20 protein-coding genes, 1 pseudogene and 1 other annotated feature are annotated in these 22025 nt (G+C 34.7%); of the genes and pseudogenes, 2 read left to right on the top strand and 19 right to left on the bottom strand.

The window, feature by feature from the left end; genetic code table 11:
- Window positions 1–139 precede the first annotated feature (139 nt).
- Window positions 140–2323, top strand: coding sequence for an LTA synthase family protein (locus DYD17_RS04535; RefSeq protein ID WP_003050181.1), 2184 nt, complete (start codon window positions 140–142; stop codon window positions 2321–2323).
- 293 nt (window positions 2324–2616) lie between these two features.
- On the opposite strand, the pseudogene DYD17_RS04530 reads toward DYD17_RS04535, so the two are convergent.
- From DYD17_RS04530 to DYD17_RS04505, 6 genes and pseudogenes are all read right to left on the bottom strand, one after another.
- Window positions 2617–3810, bottom strand: a pseudogene (locus tag DYD17_RS04530) (IS3 family transposase).
- Window positions 3811–3890: 80 nt separating this feature from the next.
- Complete coding sequence (gene rplT, locus DYD17_RS04525) at window positions 3891–4250, bottom strand: 50S ribosomal protein L20 (RefSeq protein WP_003050180.1); 360 nt, start codon at window positions 4248–4250, stop codon at window positions 3891–3893.
- 58 nt (window positions 4251–4308) lie between these two features.
- Window positions 4309–4506 carry a 50S ribosomal protein L35 gene (gene rpmI / locus DYD17_RS04520; protein ID WP_003050179.1) on the bottom strand — a complete coding sequence of 66 codons (198 nt, stop codon included), beginning with the start codon at window positions 4504–4506 and terminating at the stop codon, window positions 4309–4311.
- A gap of 40 nt (window positions 4507–4546) precedes the next feature.
- A complete protein-coding gene (gene infC / locus DYD17_RS04515) occupies window positions 4547–5077 on the bottom strand; it encodes a translation initiation factor IF-3 (RefSeq protein WP_003050178.1) in 531 nt (176 codons plus the stop codon).
- Between the two features lie 14 nt (window positions 5078–5091).
- Window positions 5092–5215, bottom strand: a sequence feature (ribosomal protein L20 leader region).
- A 23-nt stretch (window positions 5216–5238) separates the two neighbouring features.
- Window positions 5239–5919, bottom strand: coding sequence for a (d)CMP kinase (gene cmk / locus DYD17_RS04510; protein ID WP_003050177.1), 681 nt, complete (start codon window positions 5917–5919; stop codon window positions 5239–5241).
- A gap of 14 nt (window positions 5920–5933) precedes the next feature.
- Window positions 5934–6413 (bottom strand): SAG1386/EF1546 family surface-associated protein, encoded by a 480-nt coding sequence (locus tag DYD17_RS04505; RefSeq protein WP_003050176.1) that lies wholly within the window; start codon window positions 6411–6413, stop codon window positions 5934–5936.
- 47 nt (window positions 6414–6460) lie between these two features.
- On the opposite strand from DYD17_RS04505, the gene DYD17_RS04500 reads away from it, so the two are divergent.
- Window positions 6461–6658 carry a ferredoxin gene (locus DYD17_RS04500; RefSeq protein WP_003050175.1) on the top strand — a complete coding sequence of 66 codons (198 nt, stop codon included), beginning with the start codon at window positions 6461–6463 and terminating at the stop codon, window positions 6656–6658.
- Here DYD17_RS04500 and DYD17_RS04495 read toward each other — a convergent pair.
- From DYD17_RS04495 to DYD17_RS04435, 13 genes are all read right to left on the bottom strand, one after another.
- Window positions 6645–7133, bottom strand: a complete 489-nt coding sequence (locus DYD17_RS04495; protein ID WP_003050174.1) for an EbsA family protein — start codon at window positions 7131–7133, stop codon at window positions 6645–6647. The two genes, DYD17_RS04500 and DYD17_RS04495, sit on opposite strands and share 14 nt — an antisense overlap.
- A gap of 43 nt (window positions 7134–7176) precedes the next feature.
- Complete coding sequence (pepT, locus tag DYD17_RS04490) at window positions 7177–8400, bottom strand: peptidase T (RefSeq protein WP_115252788.1); 1224 nt, start codon at window positions 8398–8400, stop codon at window positions 7177–7179.
- Window positions 8401–8579: 179 nt separating this feature from the next.
- Window positions 8580–9833, bottom strand: coding sequence for a lipopolysaccharide biosynthesis protein (locus tag DYD17_RS04485; RefSeq protein WP_115245781.1), 1254 nt, complete (start codon window positions 9831–9833; stop codon window positions 8580–8582).
- Window positions 9834–9953: 120 nt separating this feature from the next.
- A complete protein-coding gene (galE, locus tag DYD17_RS04480) occupies window positions 9954–10970 on the bottom strand; it encodes a UDP-glucose 4-epimerase GalE (RefSeq protein WP_115252787.1) in 1017 nt (338 codons plus the stop codon).
- A 28-nt stretch (window positions 10971–10998) separates the two neighbouring features.
- Window positions 10999–13407 (bottom strand): LTA synthase family protein, encoded by a 2409-nt coding sequence (locus DYD17_RS04475; RefSeq protein WP_115252786.1) that lies wholly within the window; start codon window positions 13405–13407, stop codon window positions 10999–11001.
- A 55-nt stretch (window positions 13408–13462) separates the two neighbouring features.
- Window positions 13463–14611, bottom strand: coding sequence for a glycosyltransferase family 4 protein (locus tag DYD17_RS04470; RefSeq protein ID WP_003050168.1), 1149 nt, complete (start codon window positions 14609–14611; stop codon window positions 13463–13465).
- 15 nt (window positions 14612–14626) lie between these two features.
- On the bottom strand, window positions 14627–16111 hold the full coding sequence (locus tag DYD17_RS04465; RefSeq protein WP_115252785.1) for a DUF2142 domain-containing protein: 1485 nt from the start codon (window positions 16109–16111) through the stop codon (window positions 14627–14629).
- A gap of 49 nt (window positions 16112–16160) precedes the next feature.
- Window positions 16161–16508: a DUF2304 domain-containing protein gene (locus DYD17_RS04460; RefSeq protein ID WP_115252784.1), complete on the bottom strand. Its 348-nt coding sequence runs from the start codon at window positions 16506–16508 to the stop codon at window positions 16161–16163.
- Between the two features lie 3 nt (window positions 16509–16511).
- On the bottom strand, window positions 16512–17201 hold the full coding sequence (locus tag DYD17_RS04455; RefSeq protein ID WP_003050165.1) for a glycosyltransferase family 2 protein: 690 nt from the start codon (window positions 17199–17201) through the stop codon (window positions 16512–16514).
- A gap of 41 nt (window positions 17202–17242) precedes the next feature.
- Window positions 17243–18988 (bottom strand): rhamnan synthesis F family protein, encoded by a 1746-nt coding sequence (locus DYD17_RS04450; RefSeq protein ID WP_115252783.1) that lies wholly within the window; start codon window positions 18986–18988, stop codon window positions 17243–17245.
- On the bottom strand, window positions 18985–19992 hold the full coding sequence (locus DYD17_RS04445; protein WP_115252782.1) for a glycosyltransferase family 2 protein: 1008 nt from the start codon (window positions 19990–19992) through the stop codon (window positions 18985–18987). The genes DYD17_RS04450 and DYD17_RS04445 overlap by 4 nt, the downstream gene beginning before the upstream one ends.
- A gap of 23 nt (window positions 19993–20015) precedes the next feature.
- The gene (locus tag DYD17_RS04440; RefSeq protein WP_003050163.1) at window positions 20016–21221 is read right to left on the bottom strand and encodes an ABC transporter ATP-binding protein; all 1206 of its coding nucleotides are present in this window, start codon (window positions 21219–21221) and stop codon (window positions 20016–20018) included.
- Entirely contained in the window at window positions 21221–22024 is an 804-nt protein-coding gene (locus DYD17_RS04435) for an ABC transporter permease (RefSeq protein ID WP_164549216.1), read from the bottom strand. Before DYD17_RS04435 ends, DYD17_RS04440 begins: the two co-directional genes overlap by 1 nt.
- Window position 22025: the final 1 nt, after the last annotated feature.

The following is a 22025-nucleotide window of genomic DNA, read 5'->3' as shown; positions in this document are numbered from 1 at the left end:
ATTATAACAAAATCTGATAAAAAATCCTACTAAATTTGAACTTATGACAAGCATTAACCCCATATTTTTGATATAATTTAATCTGAGATTTTATTTGGAGATTATATTTTTAGGAAAAAATGATAAGGAAGTTCCTACTGTGAAGAAATTTAAAACACTTATCACAGGCTTTATCAATACAAGATTAGGATTTATTATCACCCTCCTCTTCTGTTATTGGCTAAAGACGCTGTGGGCATATCATACAGATTTTTCGCTAGATTTGGGAAATGCATACCAAGTCTTTCTAACTATTATTAACCCAATCCCATTAGCATTATTACTATTGGGATTTGCCCTTTATATTAAGAGTACACGAGCTTTTTACATCATCTCTTGGGTTGCTTACATCATCCTCAACCTTCTCTTAATATCCAATTCTATTTATTACCGAGAATTTTCAGACTTTATCACAGTTAGCGCTATGTTAGCTAGTAGTAAAGTTTCAGCTGGTTTAGGAGATTCTGCTCTAAACCTTTTGCGGATCTGGGACATCGTTTATATTCTTGATTTTATCATTTTGATTAGTCTCACTATCACTAAAAAAATCAAAAAGGATTACAGACCTTTCAATAAGCGCGCTGCCTTTGCCGTTACTGCTCTTTCGACTTTACTTCTTTCGGTTAATCTCTTTTTAGCCGAGATTGACCGACCAGAATTACTGACACGCGGTTTTTCAAACACTTATATTGTCAGAGCACTAGGGCTGCCAGCCTTTACCTTCTACAGCGGTAACCAAACTTATCAAGCTCAAAAAGAGCGGAACGGCGCTACCGCCGAAGAATTGGTTGATGTTAAATCTTATGTCAAAAATCATTATGCTGCCCCCGATTCTCAATATTTTGGTATTGGAAAAGGTAAAAATGTCATTGTTATCCATTTGGAGAGTTTCCAACAATTCCTCATCGACTACAAATTAAAAGATGGGGATAAGGAATATGAAGTTACACCTTTCATTAATTCTCTCTACCATTCTAATGAAACATTGTCCTTCTCAAACTTCTTCCACCAAGTGAAAGCCGGAAAAACATCCGATGCCGAAACCATGATGGAAAACTCCCTATTTGGGCTCAACAGTGGATCATTCATGGTTAACTATGGTGGAGAAAACACTCAGTTTGCAACGCCTAGTATCCTTGCACAAAGTGGGGGCTACACAAGTGCGGTTTTCCACGGAAATGTCGGGACTTTCTGGAATCGTAACAATGCTTACAAGCAATGGGGTTACAATTACTTCTTTGATTCTAGTTACTTCTCAAAACAAACTGACAAAAACTCATTCCAGTATGGATTGAATGACAAGTATATGTTTAAGGACTCCATTAAATACCTTGAACAAATGCAGCAACCCTTTTATACTAAATTTATTACTGTAAGTAACCACTATCCCTATACCAGCCTAAAAGGTGAAAGCAATGAAGAAGGTTTCCCACTGGCTAAAACAGATGATGAAACCATCAATGGTTATTTTGCCACAGCCAATTATTTAGATGCTGCCTTGAAATCATTTTTTGATTATTTAAAAGCAACTGGCTTGTATGAGAATTCTATCTTTGTTTTATATGGTGACCATTATGGTATTTCAAATTCTCGTAATTCTAGCCTTGCTCCTCTCCTAGGCAAAGACTCTGAGACCTGGTCAGAATATGATAACGCCATGCTTCAGCGAGTTCCTTATATGGTTCATATTCCAGGATACACCAATGGTGGCGTTAAAGACACCTTCGGTGGTGAAATTGATGCTCTTCCAACCTTGCTCCATATCTTGGGGATTGATACCAGCAATCTTGTTCAACTTGGTCAAGACCTCCTATCGCCTCAAAATAGCCAAATTGTCGCTCAGCGTACCTCTGGTACCTATATGACACCAGAATACACCAATTACAGTGGCCGACTTTACAATACTCAGACAGGTTTAGAAATTACCAACCCTGATGAGGTGACCATGGCTAAGACTAAAGAAATTCGTGCAGCTGTGGCTCAACAACTAGCAGCCAGTGACGCTGTCCAAACCGGAGATCTCTTACGATTTGACACGAATAATGGCTTAAAAGTGATTGATTCTAGCAAGTTTGTTTATACCAAGCAATTAAAACAGATGAAAGATATTTCAGCTAAGCTTGGCTCTCATTCAACTAGCTTATATAGTAAAAATGGTAACAAATCAACTCAGAAGCTTTTTAAAGCTCCATCTTACTTGGAATTAAATCCTAAAGAAGCTGAAAAAACTGAAGCAACAACTGACCCTACGCCTAAAGAAGAGACTGATAAACCTACAGAATAAGACCACAAATCTTAACACTATTAATAAGAGGCAGAAACGCATGTTTCTGCCTCTTATCTTTTCTCTGATTCTATTCAATAATGCTTATTACCAAAATAAACAATGTAAATTATTTTGACCTCCATTCTCTTCTTTAGTTCACGTTAATTTCTTCAACCTCAGTGTTACCACTCAGTATCTTAAACTACTTCGATGATCAATTACTATCAATGAGTTACACAATAACTAATATCAGCAAAAAAAGGAGTCACGCTCATCGTCTGAAGTGACCCCCAAAAGTTGGACATTATATTTTAAGTTAAGGATTGAGTTCTGTATTGCACAGGACTTAGTCCTTTTAATGTAAGTTTGATTCGTTTAGTGTTGTAGTAGTTGATATATTCTGAAATAGCTGTTTTTAATGTTTCGAGGGAAGTAAATTCCTTCTCAAACCCATAAAACATTTCTGTCTTCAATGTTCCAAAAAAAGATTCCATCATGCCGTTATCTAAGCTATTTCCTTTACGCGACATGGACGGTCTCATTCCATGCTCCTCAAGAAAATGATGGTAGTAAGTGTGTTGATATTGCCATCCTTGGTCACTATGTAAAATAGTGCCCTGGTAAGTTTGTTCAGGAAAAGCCTCGGAAAGCATCGTTTTAAGTTGTTGTAAGTTTGGCGAGGTAGATAAATGATATGCAATAATCTCACTGTTAAAGCCATCAAGAACTGGTGATAGATACAATTTTTGATCACTAGCAGGAATTGAAAACTCTGTGACATCGGTATAACACTTCTTAAGTGGTTGGGTAGCTTTAAATTGACGCTTAATGAGATTATCAGCTTTCTTGCCAACCTCACCTTTATAAGAGTTATAGCGACGTTTCGCACGGATTCTAGCTTTCAAACCAAGTTCTGTCATCAAACGTTGAACTTTCTTATGATTAACTTTATAGCCTCGATTTTTAAGTTCGAGGTGAATTCTACGGTAACCATATCTCCCTTTGTTCTCATGCTCTTTGAGCCTTGCTTCGTCCCTCAATCGGAGTTCTCTCAACTTTTTTAGTACGGCATTCTCCGCTCTAAGGTACTCATTATCATATTGAAGACGCTCTAATTCAGTCATTTCTTCAAGTTTTCTCTTTGGTTTGCGTCCCATCTTTACAGGTCTCCCTCTTGATTTCTCAAGAATAGTATACCCGTTTTTCTTGTATTGCGCTATCCAATTAGGAAGCATTCCCTTGTTTGGTAATCCATAATCTAGAGAAACCTCTAGCTGAGACCTACCTTTCATCAGAACTTCGTTTATGATTTCCTGCTTTAGTTCAGGAGAATAATACCTATTTTTCCTTTTACAAACACTTTCCAATCCGTGTATATCAATAAGGCGGACCATGTATTGAAGGTTATACTTACTCATATTAAATGTTTGACTGATTTTAGGCCATGTCCAACCAGATTGTCGTAAGCGATAGATTTCAATTTTATCTTCATAACTTAATTTCATAGAAAAACACCCCAAAAGTTAGATTTGTTGTCTAACTTTTGGGGTGCAGTTCACGCCTGTCTCCTTTTTCTTAATCTTTATTATTTGCCAAGTTTTGCTTTAGCTGCATCAGCAAGAGCTGTGAAAGCTGCTGCATCAGATACTGCCAAATCAGCAAGCATTTTACGGTTTACTTCGATTTCAGCAAGTTTCAAACCGTGCATCAATTGTGAGTATGACAAACCGTTCATACGTGCAGCCGCGTTGATGCGAGTGATCCAAAGTTTACGGAAGTCACGTTTTTTCTGACGACGGTCACGGTATGCATAGTAGTAAGAGTTCATCACTTGCTCTTTTGCAGTACGGAACAAGATGTGTTTTGCTCCATAGTAACCTTTAGCTAATTTTAAAATACGTTTACGACGTTTGCGTGATACAACGCCACCTTTAACACGTGCCATTAATAATTCTCCTTCAAATAATTCTTATAATAGTAGTAAATGTCTACAAAACCTAATCTTAAAGGCCTGTAACCATTGCTTTGATACGTTTCAAATCTCCTGAGCTTACCAAACCAGCTTTACGAAGATGACGACGTTGTTTTTTAGTTTTTCCGTGGAAACGGTGTGATGTGAAGGCACGGAAGCGTTTCAAACCGCCTGAACCTGTACGTTTAAAACGTTTAGCTGATGCGCGGTGTGTTTTTTGTTTTGGCATTTTAGTATTCTCCTCTTAAGATATAATTAAACTGTGACAATTACTTCTTGTCTGAAATTGGTGCAAGCTGCATAAACATTTGACGTCCATCCATTTTTGCTCGTTGCTCAATGATAGCAATATCTTGAGTCGCTTCAGCAAAGTCAGCTAGTACCTTGGCACCAATCTCTTTATGAGTAATCATACGTCCTTTGAAACGAATAGAAACCTTAACTTTATTCCCTTTTTCCAGGAATTTACGACCGTTACGAAGTTTTGTTTCAAAGTCACCTTTATCGATAACTGGACTGAGACGAACTTCTTTGACAGTTACAACGCTTTGTTTTTTGCGTTGTTCTTTCTGTTTCTTTTGATACTCAAATTTGAACTTTCCATAGTCCATGAGTTTGGCAACAGGAGGAACAGCTTGTGGCTGGATTAAAACCAAATCAACATTTGAAGCATCTGCCAAAGCCTGTGCTTCAGATAATGGTTTAATACCTAATTGTTCACCTTCAAGACCAACTAGACGAACTTCGCGAACGCGAATTTCATCATTAATGAATAGATCCTTTTTAGCTATGATCTTCACCTCTTTATTTTTTTAGAGAAAAACGAAAGCGGACTTGATAAATCAAGCCCGCACACATAATATTCCATAAGAATTTGACATGTTAGGGCCAGACAACCTAAGTCGCAAGGCGAGAAGCTCTCACTTCTGCTTTTCTCATTGTTATTATTCTAACATAGGATCTAGGACATGTCAACTATTTTTTCTGCTTTTTCTTGAATAAATTGCACCACACCTTCAATGGAAATACCTGTGGTATCAAACATAAGAGCATCATCGGCGGCTTTTAGGGGAGAGACTTTGCGATGACTATCTTTATAATCCCTCGCCGCAATCTCTTCTTTTAGCGTCTCAAAATCTGATTCAATACCTTTTTTCAGATTTTCTTTATAGCGGCGCTCTGCTCGTTCTTCTACTGAAGCAATCAAAAAAATCTTTAGTTCCGCATCTGGTAAAACAACTGTTCCAATATCACGACCATCCATGATAATGCCACCAGCTTGTGCAATGCGTCTTTGTTGCTGAACCAACTCTTCTCTAATTTCTGGCAAAGCTGAGACCCAAGAAACATTGTTAGTCACATCATTTTGCCTAATAGCCAAGGTCACGTCCTCATCCCCAAGAAAAACTAATTGGGCCCCATCTTCCGCTTTTTTAAAGGAAATAGGTTTTTTAGCTAATTCCTCTAAAATAAGGGCTACTTCTTTACTCGTATAACCATGTGTCAGTGCGATATAAGTTGCTGAGCGATACATAGCACCAGTGTCCAAATAAGTATAGCCAAGATTTTTTGCAATAATCTTGGCTACTGTACTTTTTCCACTTGAAGCTGGTCCATCAATCGCAATTTTAATTGCTTTCATTTCTTCCTCTTCAATTATTTAATAATCACTTGATCCCCTGGATTGGCATACCAATATCCTTGAGTCATGTGTTCCGGATTAAGTGCCTGTAACTGCTCTACAGAAATACCTGCACGTGCTGCAATAGAGGCTGCTCCCTCTCCTGCCAATACAGTAATGGTTTCTCCCGTTACTTCAGTTGAGGCTGGTATTTCCTCGCTAGAAGCTGGTGTTTGATCTGTTGTTGCCTGAGTTGTTGTTTTCTTTTTGGTACTAGATGCTTTTTTAACTTTTTTATGCGTTGAAGCCCCATAAAAACCAGTTGTTTCAGCCTGTTTATCACTACCACTATTTGATGTATAGAAGAAAATAAAGAGAATAGCAACAATAATGACAAAGAAAATACTTAACAAAGCCGTTAACCAAGGTGTGCTAATCAGCGCACTTCTTGATTGACGTGTTCTTGTTTCCTTATTGTCGTCAACAATCTTTTCTTCCCATGGTTCTTTAGCCATGATCTTCCCCCTTGTTAATTTAACAAAATCATATTAGAATAATACGTATGAAAGTATCTATTATCCCCGAAAAATGTATCGCCTGTGGTCTATGCCAGACCTACTCCTCTCTCTTTGATTACCATGATGACGGTATCGTCAAGTTAGCTAATTCCCTTGAAACAAGTCAAGTGATTGACCCTTCTGACAAAGACACTATTTTAGCTGTCAAAACATGCCCAACCAAGGCTCTTACCCTCGAGTAAGGGCTTTTTTGTCATATTGATAAGCCTCAAAATAATCTAACTTAATCAAATTATCCATCAAGATAACCTCTCCTTTAAAGTAAGGATTGACTGCTAGAGCATCAAGAAAGTATTTTTTAGGCCATTTACGCATGTAAAAGAGATAACTTTTTTCTCCAACATGCAAGGAAACCGTAGACTTAGTAACTTCTACCTTACTAATAGACGAAATCATCAGCTTGCGAGGTCCAAAGAGCTTAAGGGATACAATTCGAAGAACACCATTATTCTCAATGATAAAATAGCGGTGTAAGCCAATACCTACTAAAACAATAAAAATGGCAAATAAGATAAAGACTCGACTCGGTATTTCTGTTCTTTCATAAAGTAAGGATAGCCCTATAAATATAGGAACAAAGGCAATGGACCAGTAAATGATGGACCATGATAATTCGGGCTGCCAGTGATACCTTATTTTACCAAATAATTTAATCATTTTTTATCAATCACCTCCATAACATTCGAGCTGTTTTTAGTGACTAAGGCTTGCGCACAATGCCAAGAATCACGTCAACAGCCTGTTCCATTGTTTGAAGACTAACAAACTCAAAACGTCCATGCATGTTTTCACCACCAGCAAAAATATTAGGTGTTGGAATTCCCATGAAGGAAATTTTTGAGCCATCAGTACCTCCGCGAATAGGTTCAATAATTGGTGTAATATAAAGATCTTCCATCACTTCTTTCGCTAAATTAACAGGCGTCATATCTTTCTCAATGATTGTCTTCATATTATAATATTGATCAGTCAATTTAATAAGGACACGATCAGCACCCAATTGGCTATTCATAGTTTGAGCCAGCTGTTCAATAACGGCTTTTCTCGCTTCAAATGACGCTGTCTCAAAATCACGAATAATATAGGACGCTTGCGCCTCTTCAACTGTTCCAGTCAATTCCATCAAATGATAAAAACCTTGATAGCCTTCTGTCTTTTCAGGACGATCAGCCTCAGGTAGCTGGTTGTGAAAATCTACTGCTAGCTGGAGGGCATTAATCATTTGATTCTTAGCCGTTCCAGGATGAACATTTCTCCCCAAGAAAGTAGCTTCCAAACCTGCCGCACTAAAGGTTTCGTATTGTAGTTCACCAAGGGGTCCACCATCAATCGTATAGGCAAAATCCACATCAAAGTCCTTAACATCAAACTTGTCAGCCCCTACTCCAATTTCTTCGTCAGGACCAAAGGCTACCTTAATCTCACAATGCTCCAATTGAGGATGAGACGTTAAAAATTCGACTGCGGTCATGATTTCAGCAATACCTGACTTGTCGTCTGCGCCTAGTAAAGTAGTCCCATCTGTGGTAATCAGCGTCTGTCCAATATAATTGTTAAGATTTGGAAATTCGTCAGGAACTAATGTATAGCCTGAATTCCCCAACTTAATATCGCCACCTTGATAGTCCTCAATAATCTGCGGATTAACATGCTCGGCGTTAAAATCAGCTGTATCCATGTGAGCAATAAAACCAATTTTACGCGTTAAAGCTGGGCTATTGGCTGGCAAGGTCCCAATAAGATAACCATTTTCAGGATTATAGTGAACCTCCTGTAATCCAATAGCCTCCATCTCAGGTTTTAAAACCGTTAAAGCAAATTCGGTTTGACTTGCTGTGCTAGGAATTAACTCGCTATCTGGATTACTTCTTGTATTAATCTTGACATATTTAATAAATCGATCTAATAAACTTTCATATTTCATAGGTCACCTCAATAGTTTCTCAATATAATTATAGCATAAAAGGCTTTAAATAACTTATTCAAGAGAAGTTTTTTAAAGCCTTTAGGATAATTATGATGAAATATGATGAGAAGAATAAGAGGTCCTGATATCAAATGCTTACTTCAATTAGCTGTCTTCAGTACAACTATTATTTTCTCCTAAACATTATCTTTTCTAAATTGTTTCATAATAAGAAAATAGAGAATGACAGATAGGATATGCCAAACAAACATACTTAATAAGAAGCTCAGGGAAGCACCAAAAATATGTAATGTCTCTACTAAATGAGTCGTCACAAACAGAGAAGTCACAAAACTTCCTATGTAAGGAATCACTAAATAATGCTGCTTACGCATTGCAGTTAAAATATTATCAATAGCTGTAGCAAAACTTCCAATAGCACCCCCGACCATAATTGTCATAAATGCTAGCCAAAATGATTTTAAAGGGGTCGCATAAAGAAGAGATAGAAAAGGAATTCCTAACAAGGCACTTCCGATGAGAATAATGAGCATCGATCCAGCCAAATAAGTAAATAATCGGATTTGGATAGTTTTAAATTGTGCCACATGTCCCTTCAGTAAAGCAATAGCCATCTGTGTAATTTGTGGTCTAAAGAATAGCATCATAAGATTCATCACAAAAGCTGGCATAAATAAAATATTAAAAATCGTTTGAGAGCCAAGAGGAATCTTGTTCAAATGGCTCATGGTTTCAATTGCATATTTAGGCTGAGTATAGATGTAAATAATCAGAAACCCATTTAAAAATAAAGGAAAACTTTCTTTTAGAAGTTGAAGGCTCTTTCTCTGATTGACGCGATCCTTAAAAGCAGTAAAGTCAATTCGTTCAAAATGATACCCTTTTCTAACATCATAAAATAGAATAAAGAGGACAGAAACAAGGCAAGTCACTTGTAAAGCCAGAACCAAATGTTTAGTATAAACAATCACTAGAGTATAGAGGATAAAAATTAAACTATTTCTATAGGTTAAAGACTTACCTGCAATATCTAGGCGTTCATGTTGCTGGAACATTCCTTGGTATAAATCTGAAAAAGCATCTGTCAATCGATACAAACAAACCAATAAAATAACATTGGTTTTGTAAGGATCATTTGGTGTGATTATTAAATAGATCCCTGAAACAAGCAACATCAGAAAGGAAGTAATAAGTCTCGCCATAAAGTATTGAGTAAAAGAATATTTCTCACCAATATCTGTGGCCTGGTAATTCCTAACCTGAAATAGGGCAATTACAATCATCATATTAGCAAAAGAATAAGCAAAAGCATAACTATCTGAGTCAATTGGACTTAAAAACCTTGTCACAACCATGAGCAAGACCACAGAGAGGACCGCAGCAGATAAACTACCTAGCATATTCCAAATAAAAATTTTTTTTGTTGTCATTCTCTCCTCACCCTCTCCTTCTACAATTATTATTTTGGAAGGAAATAAATTAGCAGTTACTCCTATTTAATCCATAAATAAGGTAACTGCTAATCCTAAATACCCTTCGTCAGATAACCTCTAATCCTTAAAACCGTCCGGATGTTTGCTTTGCCAGCGCCATTGGTCTTCACACATCCGTTTGATATCATAGTTTGCCTGCCAATCCAGTTCTTCTTTGGCTTTAGTTCCATCGGAGTAGCAAACGGCAATATCCCCAGTACGTCTTGGAAGAATTTGATAAGGAATATCCTTACCAACAGCCTCAGACATGGTTTTAACCACCTCTAAAACAGAATAACCTTGTCCAGTTCCCAAATTATAAATAGATAGACCAGACTCTGGCACCAATTTTTTCAGCGCAGCCACATGTCCTTTGGCAAGGTCAACCACATGAATATAATCCCTAATGCCTGTCCCGTCAGGAGTGTTGTAATCATCTCCGAAAACACCAATACGTTCTAAACGACCAACTGCCACTTGAGTAACATAAGGAACAAGATTATTAGGAACACCTGTTGGATCTTCACCAAGTTCTCCAGACTGATGTGCCCCGATAGGGTTGAAATAACGTAAAATCACAATATTCCAACTCTTATCTGACTGATACAAGTCTTTTAAGATTTCTTCAACCATCAATTTGGTACGACCATAAGGATTCGTTACGGATAGAGGAAAATCTTCTGTAATAGGCACTTTATGAGGGTCACCATAGACTGTAGCTGACGAGCTAAAGATAATGTTTTTGCACTGATATTTAGCCATAACACGTAGCAAGGTCAAGGTACCAGAAATATTTGTTGTAAAGTATTTTAAAGGGATTTGTGTTGATTCACCTACCGCTTTTAAACCCGCAAAATGAATAACGGCTGAGATGTCATGCTGACTAAAAATAGCATCTAGACCAGCCTCATCCAAAATATCGGTTTGGTAAAATATTATTTTTTTTCCTGTCAGTTTTTCAACAACTTGTAAGCTTTTAGAACTAGCATTCTCTAAATTATCAACAACAATTAGTTCGTGCCCTTTTCCCAATAATTCAACACAGGTATGAGAACCGATATAGCCTGCACCACCTGTTACTAAAATTTTACTCATTTTATACCTACCATCTATCTTTCCTGCTTTAGTAGTTATTTATTTCAAAAAATTTCGGGTAAGAGCGTAAATAGCCTCTTCCCTCTATTAAATCATACTGTATCAATTTCAAATCCGAAGTTACTTGATTTTTATTTTTGCCAAAAGTACCATCATAGGTATTTCTATTTGCTAAAACTTGGGTTAACAAGGCGTAGTAAGGTGATACCTTAGAGTTTGTATGTTCTAACAATAATGGTGTAAAATCACTTGAATTAACATAAGGATGGTCTAGTTTAGGATTATTTTTATTATTCCAAATAAAGTAATCCGTTAAAAATTTAATGTTTTGATCACTATCAAATGTTTTTTCTGGATAAAAACCAGGCAAATGGTCTCCATAAAAAACAACTGTGATTTCCTTATCAATCTTTTGTAATTCTTCTAAAAATGACTTGGTATAACCATCTGTTAAATGCAACAGATTAACATAATTTTGTAAATTTTCATTCTCGGCATGAGTAAGATCATCGAGTTTTGCATTGATATCTCTAACCTCAGTATACCAGGGCCCATGATTCTGCATGGTAATCACAGAGAAAAATTGACTTTGTTCAGGATCTATATTATCAAGAATATTTTGGTAAGTAGACTGGTCACTGTAGCTAGAACTCATCCTAATTAAATGCTCAGGTTTTTGCTTAGTATTTTCTGTTGCTATAAACTTAGAAAAGTGTAGCTTATCATAAACAATCTTACGAGAATAGTTATTTGCATTGGCAAGATGTAAAGCAATCCTATTTTTTTCAGCGAACTCATTACTGATTGCTGGAAGATACTTTAATTTTGGGAAAACATCTGAATATAAAATAGAAACTGTTGGGTTAAAATTATACTTGGGTAAGCCAAACAAACTCTGGAATTCCATATTGGCTGTTCCCCCGCCATAACCGTCTGAGTGCATTAGCCCCCCAGTAGTACTTTCCATAATATGATTTATTTCTGGAATCGGATCTTTAGATAGTGATATGTTCTTGATACGGTTCGGGTTAGCAAAACTTTCACTCAATATGTAAATGACTGTTTGATCAGAAATATTATTTTGCCGCTTTTTATTGATATCATCAGCTAATAACTGATATTTTTTATAAATTTCTTCTATGGCTTGTTGATTATAATTTTTGGGTTTATTGATGGTACTTGTTGTTAATTGTTTCAACCAGACAAAACTTAATGATTGAAACCTTGCGTTTGTGGTTAAACCATACCAGTCAATATCAAAAACATTATAAACAGAAGATAGGACAGGAATATTTTTATCAATTTCACCATTATCATTTCGACTGAAAACGAATAATATAGTTAAAAATGTTAGCGCTATAGAAGCAAGTAACATCATTCTCGATTTTACGGTTTCCACAATTTTAGTAGAAAAGAGTCTTTGATGCAAAAAATAAACCAGTACTATTGCAATTATAGTAACTAAAATAAAACCAATTATCTGCCAAAAACTAATATAATTAATAAAAAACTTGATTTCTCTAATCCATTTTAAGTCAGAAAACAATAGCGGCTCATTTCGCTGTTTATATTTCTCCAAGTTAACAATGCTAATAGCTGTTGCTATAAAAAGATTTAGACTTAACCCAATAATAAAGTTGTTACTCACTAAGAAAATCGTAAGGAACAGTAAACTTAAAATAACTACCTGAAAGAGCGTGGCTCCTGATATGATATATTTCCCTTGAAATTCTCCGTATGTTGTAATCCCAGCCTGAATATAGTAGTTAAATATGATAGCCAATAATAAACTTATAGCACCTGATAATCTCAATCTAAATTGTTTATCTAGGATACTATTAGCAGCAGTTACAATCACATAGTAAACTAGAAACAACAAAAGAAAGGAGACAAAACTATAATTTAACAGATTCCGAGGAAACACATTTGTTTGTGTTCCAATTGGCCAATAATTATTTTGACCTACTATCTTAGTAAATAAAGGGTTGCTTAAAGCTATTACTGAGAAACTTTGACTTAATATTATTGCTTTTGTTATCACGCTGGATTGAAAATCTCTTCTCAGTAGGTATTTTTTACAAAGCAAACTTATGATGATTAAGCTCAGCAAAACCCCTATTGTTAATAAAAGGGTTTGAAAATCCTGGTAATGAAGCGAAAAGTGCTTTTTATTTTTATATATAGCTAAAGTTACATAAGTATTACTTATAATGCTATAAGCTGATACAATCAAGGAAATGATAAACATTCTGCTTGAAGCATGTTTAAACAATAAACAAAACATCCCAAATAACACAACTATAGCAATATTAGCACTGTAAGCAACAACGGATAAATTGTTTTTTGTAACAATGAAAATAATTAAATAGAAAGATAAAATACTAAACAATATAATATCAAGTACTTCTTTTTTATTTTTTTTACAATAATCTAACATCGATTTCTTAAATATAATTTCATCTTCCTTTCATAGCCTAAAGATCAACATCTTTCTAGTCTGACTCTAGAATGTTTGCAATTAGGCTTTGAACTGTAACTTCCCAAGTAAAGTGCTTAAAGACCTGATAATGAATTTCTTCTTGGAGTTTCGAACGCTGTGACTCGTTTGTTATTAATAACTCTAGTTCCTTTTTGATAGAATCTATCGAATCATCAATGATAACACCTTTAGAATTATCCGTAATGACTTCCACAACACCACCTCTATCGGTTGCCAATACTGCACATTTTAACATCCCAGCTTCTAAAACCGCTGTTGGAAGTCCTTCAGCATATACAGAGGGATTAACAAAAATATCGGATTGAGACATCAGAGACATCGTTTGATCAAAGTTTAGCTTCCCAGTAAATATAATAGAGAAATCATCTTGATATTGCAATCGAAGTTCTTCTAACAAGGGGCCATCTCCAGCAATAACGAGGACGACATTTTCTCTGTTATTTAGTCGTTCAAAAGCCTCTAATAAAAGAAGCACCCCTTTCTCTTTGATAACTCTACCTGCAAATGAAATAATAATTTTGTCTTCAAGTCCTGAGAGATATGATTTATTTTTGTACTGGGTATAAAGACTCGAATCAACTGAATTATAAATAACTCCTGAAGCTTTAATCCCAAACTTTTTAAGCCAACTCATGCTTCTTTTTGAGACGGCATAAAAGTTCGGATGATACCTTTTGATTAAAAATGTTATGACATGTTCATAGATTTTAGCACATGAATCCAAGACCATATGCCCTTTTACATTTTCCCCAACTTGAACATATCCTCCTCCATGTTCAATAACAATTCCAGGGATATTTTTAAGTTTAGCCATTTTTAATCCCATCAGTGTGGTCAAATAAAAACGTGTATTACAGATGATAAAATCAATATTCTCCTTTTTCAATCTTTCAAACATGGATTTGTAGATGTTGTTTTTATTAAAAATAGGATAACGTTGTTTAAATAGGCTTTTAGAGGGGAATCTATAGATAGTCATCATATGACTATTTTCAAGTTCCAATAATTCATGACTATTAGTAGTGACAATAATAACCCTATAGCCTTGATTAATAAGTTGTTGAGCAATTTTCTCAGTATATCGCTCAACACCACCTAAGTGAGGGCTTACAAAAGCCGTAAAAATAGCGACTGTTTTCAAAATATCTCCCTTATTTTAAGTATAATATTGTAACATTACCCTAATAATCATTGCTAAGATAAAGATTAAGGAGCATGTGGCAACTTGACGGTCAGATAATATATTCTGACACTTTTCAAACCTCTTGTTATTAAAAGATAGCCATATAAACATTAAAGGAATGATTCCTAAGAAGTAACGATCTTGAATTCCTAACACAGTCGCTTCTCCAACCGGGGTAAAAGTTAAATATAAGCTTAATACAATTCCCCCAATTATACCAAAAGATATCAGACCCATTCCTACTCGAGATAAGGAGCTAACCTTTACTTTATTAGCGTTATTGATAACCACCATGGCATAATAAACCATACTTAGTGGAAATAATTCTGTCATCCCATAAGATAAGGGTCCAAAAACCTCAATACCTACTGGATTGATTAAATGAAGAAGAGTATGCTTCAGTAAAGTGGCCCCATATGAAATAGGATGTTTTATAATACTAATCAATTGTTGTTTTAAATTAACTCTCTGAAGAAATTCTGCCATATCAATCTGCGGAGATTTAATCTGACCATACAATTTAAGCCAGATAACTGTCACAAGTAATACTGTTAAGATACTCAACAACTTAAAGAACAATACCTGATATTTTTTTTCTTCAAACTTATCAGACGGTATAAAAACAAGCAGAAAAATTAATAGAATGTAAGGTAATTTAGTAAAAGCAATGACTGAACAAAGCAGTGTGTAAAATAGTAAATAAGATATCTTTATTTTTGAAATAGTTATTATCCTGACAAATAGCGAGATTGTTAGGATAATTATCCCTAAAGAAACAGCGTCCTGATTAAAAGAACCAGCAATATATATGTTCATTGGTAACAAACTAGCAACAGCTAGTAATTGTTGACCTTTATCTGCTATTTTTAAAGCAATGTATACCAACAGTCCGTATGCTAACACATTGCATATACGGCCCAAGAGATAAGCTATGCCAATTGGAAGGCCTAAGTATTTACTTAGAACTAAACCAATAGCTTGAGGAATATAAGAAAAATTATAATACCCATTAGTTGATCTGATTTCCTTAAATGAAATCATTTCTTGTGTTTTGTCTTTCAACCAAAGTTGGTGCTGTAATGGCTTCCCAGTATTATGATCAATGATATTGATATCATCTGAAACGACTAATTTAGAGTCATCGTTAGACAAATTTATATTCCCTTCAGATAAATATAAAGCCCTAGCAAAATGTACTCTCTCATCCGGAATATCATTAATTGGCGAAATAAAAGCAGCAATTGTCCCCATAATAGCAATAATTAATAGTGTCGCTACTTCAATCTTAGAGGGTAAAAACGTCATTAAAACTAATGATGTTAAAAATAGAATCACTAAGAATGTTATTGGTAAATCCATTGACTTACCATATAAAGCCACAAATACTGCAAATGATCCTAGTAATATTGCAACTGTCTTTGGTATATTATGCAATCTACTGGTTACGATCTCTAACATAGTCTTTTCCTTTTCCTCTAAATAATTATCTTCCTCTACTTTTTTATAGTTAGTTTTTGTTAGCGTCTTCTACTTTCTCTTTGAGAGCTAAATATTGAATCGTCTTTTTTAGTTTTATCTCCGTAAGTGATAATTTTTTAGTGATGAAAAACTGATTGATGATTAACAAAAATATAATAGATAAAAAAACAAAATTAGCAGGAGACTCAAACCCTAACAGGTCAGAGAAAAATACTGCCATGCCCGGAAAGATAGATAACAAGAGAATAATTAGAGAGAAAAATAGCCAAAAAAAACTATCTTCAATTAAAATTTTAGATTTTCGAATACTATCTATCATGAAAAGTGTTGTCAAGAATGCCACTACTATTAAGATTAATTGCAAACTAATATGCATTTTCTACCTCTTTCTAAAATTCTGAATTAGAATAATCGAAATAAACATGTGAATCATATACTTAATTGATCTTGACAATGTGAGATATGATTGACCAGCTATTCGTTCGTTCATTTGAACCTGAACCTCTGAAACCTTATATCCTTGACGGATTAAATAAGAAATTGTATCTGGTTCAGGAGTATAGTTAATATTAGTGGCATAAATTTCAATCAGTTTTTTATTGAATATTCTCATTCCTGAAGTTGGATCTGTAATTGTTTTTCCTGTAGTCAACTTGATAAAAAGACTAATTAAACTATTTCCTAGCATTCTTAATGATTTATGCTTCTCAACATTCACGAAACGTGAACCTATGACACAATCATTTCCCTCATCAATTGCTTTACTTAGTAATTCAATATACTGAGGCAAGTGTTGACCATCCGCATCAAACTGTAATGCTCTATCATACCCTTTCTTAAAGGCGTATTTAAAACCAGTTTGAATAGCACCAGACAAACCTAAATTTTCTGGTAAATCAATAATATTATAATCATTTAGATGACATATGCTGGATGTTTTATCAGAAGAACCATCATTAATGACAAGGTAATCATACTGCGGATAATTTGTCTTCAAGTTTTCTACAACGCGCTTAATTGATTCCTCCTCATTATATGCTGGAATCATTACTAATAAATCTTTTTTCATATCGTTATGCTATTCCTCTACCTATAAGATTCACTTCTATTTTACCTCTTGCTCGTTAAGACTCGTTTCACAATATATTTCATAGCTCGGGCTGGGCCAATAATAATATATTTTAACGCTCCTTTGATACCACCCATATGATCAAAATTGACGTAGGTTCGAGCTCCACCACTTTCGCGCAAATTGAGAAGCTTATTTTCAATAAAAGGACTAAGATCATAAGAATTTTTGACAATTCGGAAATCATAAAACCTATCCCATGCAATATAAACTAATAATCGCTCAATAGCATGTAAAATTGAGTTTTGAGGTAAGGGTTCTTTCGGAATATCATCAACAGTCAAATCTAAGTCAAACAACGGCTTGAGAGCATCAAATTTAAACCATACAAACGTTCCATAACTCATCACAAAAGTATCCATACTTTGGAAGTCAATTTCTTTTTTTAAGCCCATTTCTTGCCATAAACGCATCATCTCAGGAGCTATAAGATGTTCATTCCATGCATCAACAATTTTGTTGAATCGGAAAAAACTTGGTATATCTGCAATCACTATGCCAATGTCATTATTCTCAAAACTTCTCACAATTTCATTAGCCGGTTTAATCAACATATTGATTAACTCTTTTCTCCAAGACTCTCCTGCCCAAAAATCCGCTTCTTTTGATTTTTTCGTATGAAAATGACCAATATAGTCATAATCACGCAATTTATCCTTTAATAAAAGCATTGGTAGAACATCTCTCCCGACATTACCAGTAACATATAAATGAGCATGTCTATTTGATTGTACTAATAGTTTTTCAATTGCTTCCTTTTTTTCTTTAGTATCGGTTGTAATATAAAGATCATACTGAAATTCCCAAGAATCAAAAGCTTCCAGAAATTCATTTAGTAAATCAACGTAAAACACGTGGAGATGGACAGCAATTCTTGGAACATTCTGTGTTACCAGTGATTCAAAAGGAAGATACTTTCTTGCCAGAAGGTACTTTGCATCTGGTAAACCAACTTGTGACATGTGCGAAATGATAAGGCCTACTGGATATGTGGTTTCTTCTTCTATCATATTCAGTAAATATGGGGTAATATGCTGATTAGCATCAATTGCTTTAACCTTAATGAATGGTACACGATGTTGAAGAATTGCTGTTGGATTATAATAGGAAAAATCCGGATGTAACATAAATGAAGAATCAACCTCTCTTGTGTCAAAGACGGTCTGATAATTAAAACCAGCCTCCAAAAGAGTTGTTGTTACTTGAGTTTCATATTTTTGAATAACTTCTTGAACGTCATCATATTCTTTAATCGTTTTCCAAAAGTTTAGAAAAGCATCACTTTGAATAACATGTTGCTTGAAGGTGATAAAATAACTTTGAATGTGTTCCTTAAAGCTACTTGTTTTTCTATTATTAGTTAGTCCCCAAAAATCTACTGACTGATTGTTATCGAATTTTTCAAAATAGGGTTCCATTTCCCATAATGGTCCAAAACACGTGTCGTTCATAATAGTCAAAGAATCACATAATTTCAGGTCGTCAAAACCACTTTTCATCATGCCGTCATGCCAAGCAGCAAAGTCAAACCCCTTGTTTTCTCGTTGGATAAAAGAATCAATGAGTCTCTGTTTTTGTAAGTTTTCTAACTCTTTTTGTTCCACTTTACTATTTGAAATAAAAACAACTGTTGTAAAGAGTGGTCTCAATTTTTCTAATTGATAGTAAATATGCTTGCTGACTTTATTGTATTTATTAAAGTGAACATATAATAAAACACGATTCATTTTTTTCTCCTAATAAAATCAATGAGTTTTGACAGGTACTTCCAACGACGTGAATTAATGACACAGTTATATTGATGTGTCAATTCACAAATTTGTCGACTCTGATTTTCTATTATCTCTTTTATCTCGAATTCTCTTTCTTTTTGCTGTTCTCTTTTTTCATTGAGTTCTTGTCGTAAATCATTTATCAAACAGCTTAGTTCATGAATACGCAATTCATTTTTACCATCTTGCTCCATTAATAAATTAGCGATTTGCGGTATGTTCGCTTGAGGATATTTATCTAAGTAGGACACTTGTGTTTGAAGCAACTGTTTTATTCGATGAATCATTTTTTTTTTATCAGCTGGCCTAGAATCAGAATTTGAAGTCATCCTGTAAACTGTTGTTGAATCATTAATATAAGTTAGCGACGTTAATTGAAACAACTCTAATTGCATATCAAAAGTATCATCGGGTGTTTCAATGTTAATTTTTTGATTAACAAATCTCATGAGTTCGGCATCAACAACCCAAGTAGAAGCCATTGTCATCCCTTTAAGCGCCAAAACTTTCTCATATGTATCTGTAAAAGGAATATACCCTGTCTCAAATGCATTAGAGTGTAACACTTTTCCTTTATTATCTACAAAGTCAAAGTCTGTATTAGACCACTTCGAATACTTAGATGCTTCTAAAGCATCTACCTGTTTTTGAAGTTTTGAATCATCTGTCCAATAATCGTCTCCATCACACCTAGCAATATATTTTCCTTTCGCATAAAGACATGCCTTTATCCAAGTCTTAGTTATACCTAAATTATGATCATTAAAAAGCAGTGTAATTTTTTCAGGGAACCTTGTTTGGTAGTCTTCTAATATTGTTTTTGATTCATCTGTAGAAGCGTCATCAATAACAATAATATCTACTTCGAAATTTGTTTTTTGATTCAAAAAACTATCCAAAGCTTCACCTAACCATGGAGCTTTATTGTAATTGGTACATATAATTGAAACTTTATGCATAATTTTCTTCCTGGTAACTACAATTAACTAAATGTCCACTGTCCATTTCGCTGATACAGACCACTTGCTGAATCAAGAGCAGAAAAGTCATCTGAAGTTATATCATCCCTTTGAATAATAATTTTAGGAGACTGTTCTGCTGTAGAAAAAAGTAACATTTGCCCATCTTTATCTCGAACAGTTACTTCAAGTTTTAGCTTAATATCATTAAGGTGTGATAAATGACATTGGTAAGAAATAGTCTTTTTCCCTATCCCTTCTACTAACTGATCTAAGGAGTTATCATTATAAACCCAGATATTTCTATCCATATCTGTCAAAGAAAAAGCAATATAGGTGGGTTCATCTTTTAAAACCTCATATGAAACCTCAAACGAAATAATCTCTTTAGGTGTTATTCTTTGCTTAGACGTCAAATTTACCCTTAGTTGTTGAACAATGTCCGATACGGCAACTTTTTCAGAATCTTGTAACTCCTCTTTTGCTTCAGTATTATCCACACTGTATTGATTAGCAACATCAAATGGTTCTCCATAAGCCTTAACAAGACCATCTTCGATAAGTACCGCTCGATTACAATATTTTTTGACAGCTCCCATGTCATGTGTCACTAAGATGGTTGTCTTGCCACTATCTTTTCTTTCCATGAAATAATCGTTACATTTTCGTTGAAAAGCTTCATCTCCAACAGCAAGTACTTCGTCAAGGATAAGAACATCTCCTTGAGCTTTAATGGCGACTGAAAAGGCTAGGCGGACCTGCATTCCAGAAGAATAATTTTTTAACTTCTGATTCATAAAATCATGTAACTCAGCAAAATCCACAATATCATCATACATAGCGTTAATTTCTTCTTTTGTGAATCCTAGCATAGCCCCGTTCATATAAACATTTTCACGGCCTGTTAATTCAGGATTAAACCCTACTCCTAGTTCAATAAAAGAAACCATTTTGCCATCTACGGTTACTTGTCCTTTTTCTGGAGCATAAATTTGTGAAATAATTTTCAGGAGTGTTGATTTACCCGATCCATTTCGACCAACAATACCAAAAAAATCTCCTTTATATACCTCAAAATTAATGTCTTTTAATACTTGTTGTTCTGTAAATCCTTTAATGCCCCTAAAGCGATTAACGAGTGTCGCTCTAAAACTTTTTGTCGCTTCTGTTGGAAGCTTAAAAGATTTGCTAACATGCTCTACTTTAACTGCAATTTTATTATTAATCATTAAATAATCTCCGCAAATTTAGTCGCATTTTTCTTAAAAACGGTTATACCAATAAATAATAAAATAAATGGTATAAGATAAGGAATAGCTATATAAAACCAATTTGTTGACATCTGCCAAATAGTAACATTTGCTCTATCAATAAGTAAATAGCGGAAATCCTGAATCATCTGTGCAATTGGATTTAACATGAGGATTTTCGCAGCAAGAGGATGCCTCTCTAAAACAAACGTGATTGGATAGATAATTGGTGTAGCGTACATTCCTGCTTGCAGTAGGACTTCCCAGACTTGAGCTAAATCACGATAATAAACAAATACTGTAGAGAGTAATAGTGCAATTCCTACTACGAAAACCACTAGCTCAACAAATAGAAAGAAAGAAAAATAAGCGTAATTTGAAATTGTAACGCCGTTAATCAAAGCAAAAATCAAAACAACAACCAAATTTATCAGAAAATTTATCAAAGCACCTAAAATGGCTGAAAAAACAATGATGTGTTTAGAAAAGTTCAATTTTCGCAATAAGTCTCCTCGGGATACAATAGATACCATACCCATACTTGTTGCTTCTGAAAAAAACGACCAGATAACATTAGCCAACAACAAAGCTACAGGAAAGTGTGGAACGTTTCCACCTAAACGAAGGAAACGAATAAACACTAAGTACATAATGGTAAACATCATCAGTGGCTTCAAAATAGACCATAAATAACCAATAGCGCTTCCCTGATAGCGTAATTTAAAATCCGTTTTTACCATTTCTCTCAGTAAAATGCGGTTTTTCTTTGTTAAAAAATTCATT

It is taken from the genome of Streptococcus dysgalactiae subsp. dysgalactiae (assembly GCF_900459225.1).
GTDB lineage: Bacteria > Bacillota > Bacilli > Lactobacillales > Streptococcaceae > Streptococcus > Streptococcus dysgalactiae.
The sequence above is the reverse complement of the archived record's forward strand: the minus strand, read 5'-3'. Positions and strand labels throughout refer to the sequence as shown.

Excerpts from the sequence above, each read along its gene's own strand:
- rplT (WP_003050180.1), bottom strand. The coding sequence starts at position 4,250 with ATGGCACGTGTTAAAGGTGGCGTTGTATCACGCAAACGTCGTAAACGT.
- rpmI (WP_003050179.1), bottom strand. The coding sequence starts at position 4,506 with ATGCCAAAACAAAAAACACACCGCGCATCAGCTAAACGTTTTAAACGT.
- cmk (WP_003050177.1), bottom strand. The coding sequence starts at position 5,919 with ATGAAAGCAATTAAAATTGCGATTGATGGACCAGCTTCAAGTGGAAAA.
- DYD17_RS04505 (WP_003050176.1), bottom strand. The coding sequence starts at position 6,413 with ATGGCTAAAGAACCATGGGAAGAAAAGATTGTTGACGACAATAAGGAA.
- DYD17_RS04500 (WP_003050175.1), top strand. The coding sequence starts at position 6,461 with ATGAAAGTATCTATTATCCCCGAAAAATGTATCGCCTGTGGTCTATGC.
- DYD17_RS04495 (WP_003050174.1), bottom strand. The coding sequence starts at position 7,133 with ATGATTAAATTATTTGGTAAAATAAGGTATCACTGGCAGCCCGAATTA.
- pepT (WP_115252788.1), bottom strand. The coding sequence starts at position 8,400 with ATGAAATATGAAAGTTTATTAGATCGATTTATTAAATATGTCAAGATT.
- DYD17_RS04485 (WP_115245781.1), bottom strand. The coding sequence starts at position 9,833 with ATGACAACAAAAAAAATTTTTATTTGGAATATGCTAGGTAGTTTATCT.
- galE (WP_115252787.1), bottom strand. The coding sequence starts at position 10,970 with ATGAGTAAAATTTTAGTAACAGGTGGTGCAGGCTATATCGGTTCTCAT.
- DYD17_RS04475 (WP_115252786.1), bottom strand. The coding sequence starts at position 13,407 with ATGTTAGATTATTGTAAAAAAAATAAAAAAGAAGTACTTGATATTATA.
- DYD17_RS04465 (WP_115252785.1), bottom strand. The coding sequence starts at position 16,111 with ATGTTAGAGATCGTAACCAGTAGATTGCATAATATACCAAAGACAGTT.
- DYD17_RS04460 (WP_115252784.1), bottom strand. The coding sequence starts at position 16,508 with ATGCATATTAGTTTGCAATTAATCTTAATAGTAGTGGCATTCTTGACA.
- DYD17_RS04455 (WP_003050165.1), bottom strand. The coding sequence starts at position 17,201 with ATGAAAAAAGATTTATTAGTAATGATTCCAGCATATAATGAGGAGGAA.
- DYD17_RS04450 (WP_115252783.1), bottom strand. The coding sequence starts at position 18,988 with ATGAATCGTGTTTTATTATATGTTCACTTTAATAAATACAATAAAGTC.
- DYD17_RS04445 (WP_115252782.1), bottom strand. The coding sequence starts at position 19,992 with ATGCATAAAGTTTCAATTATATGTACCAATTACAATAAAGCTCCATGG.
- DYD17_RS04440 (WP_003050163.1), bottom strand. The coding sequence starts at position 21,221 with ATGATTAATAATAAAATTGCAGTTAAAGTAGAGCATGTTAGCAAATCT.
- DYD17_RS04435 (WP_164549216.1), bottom strand. The coding sequence starts at position 22,024 with ATGAATTTTTTAACAAAGAAAAACCGCATTTTACTGAGAGAAATGGTA.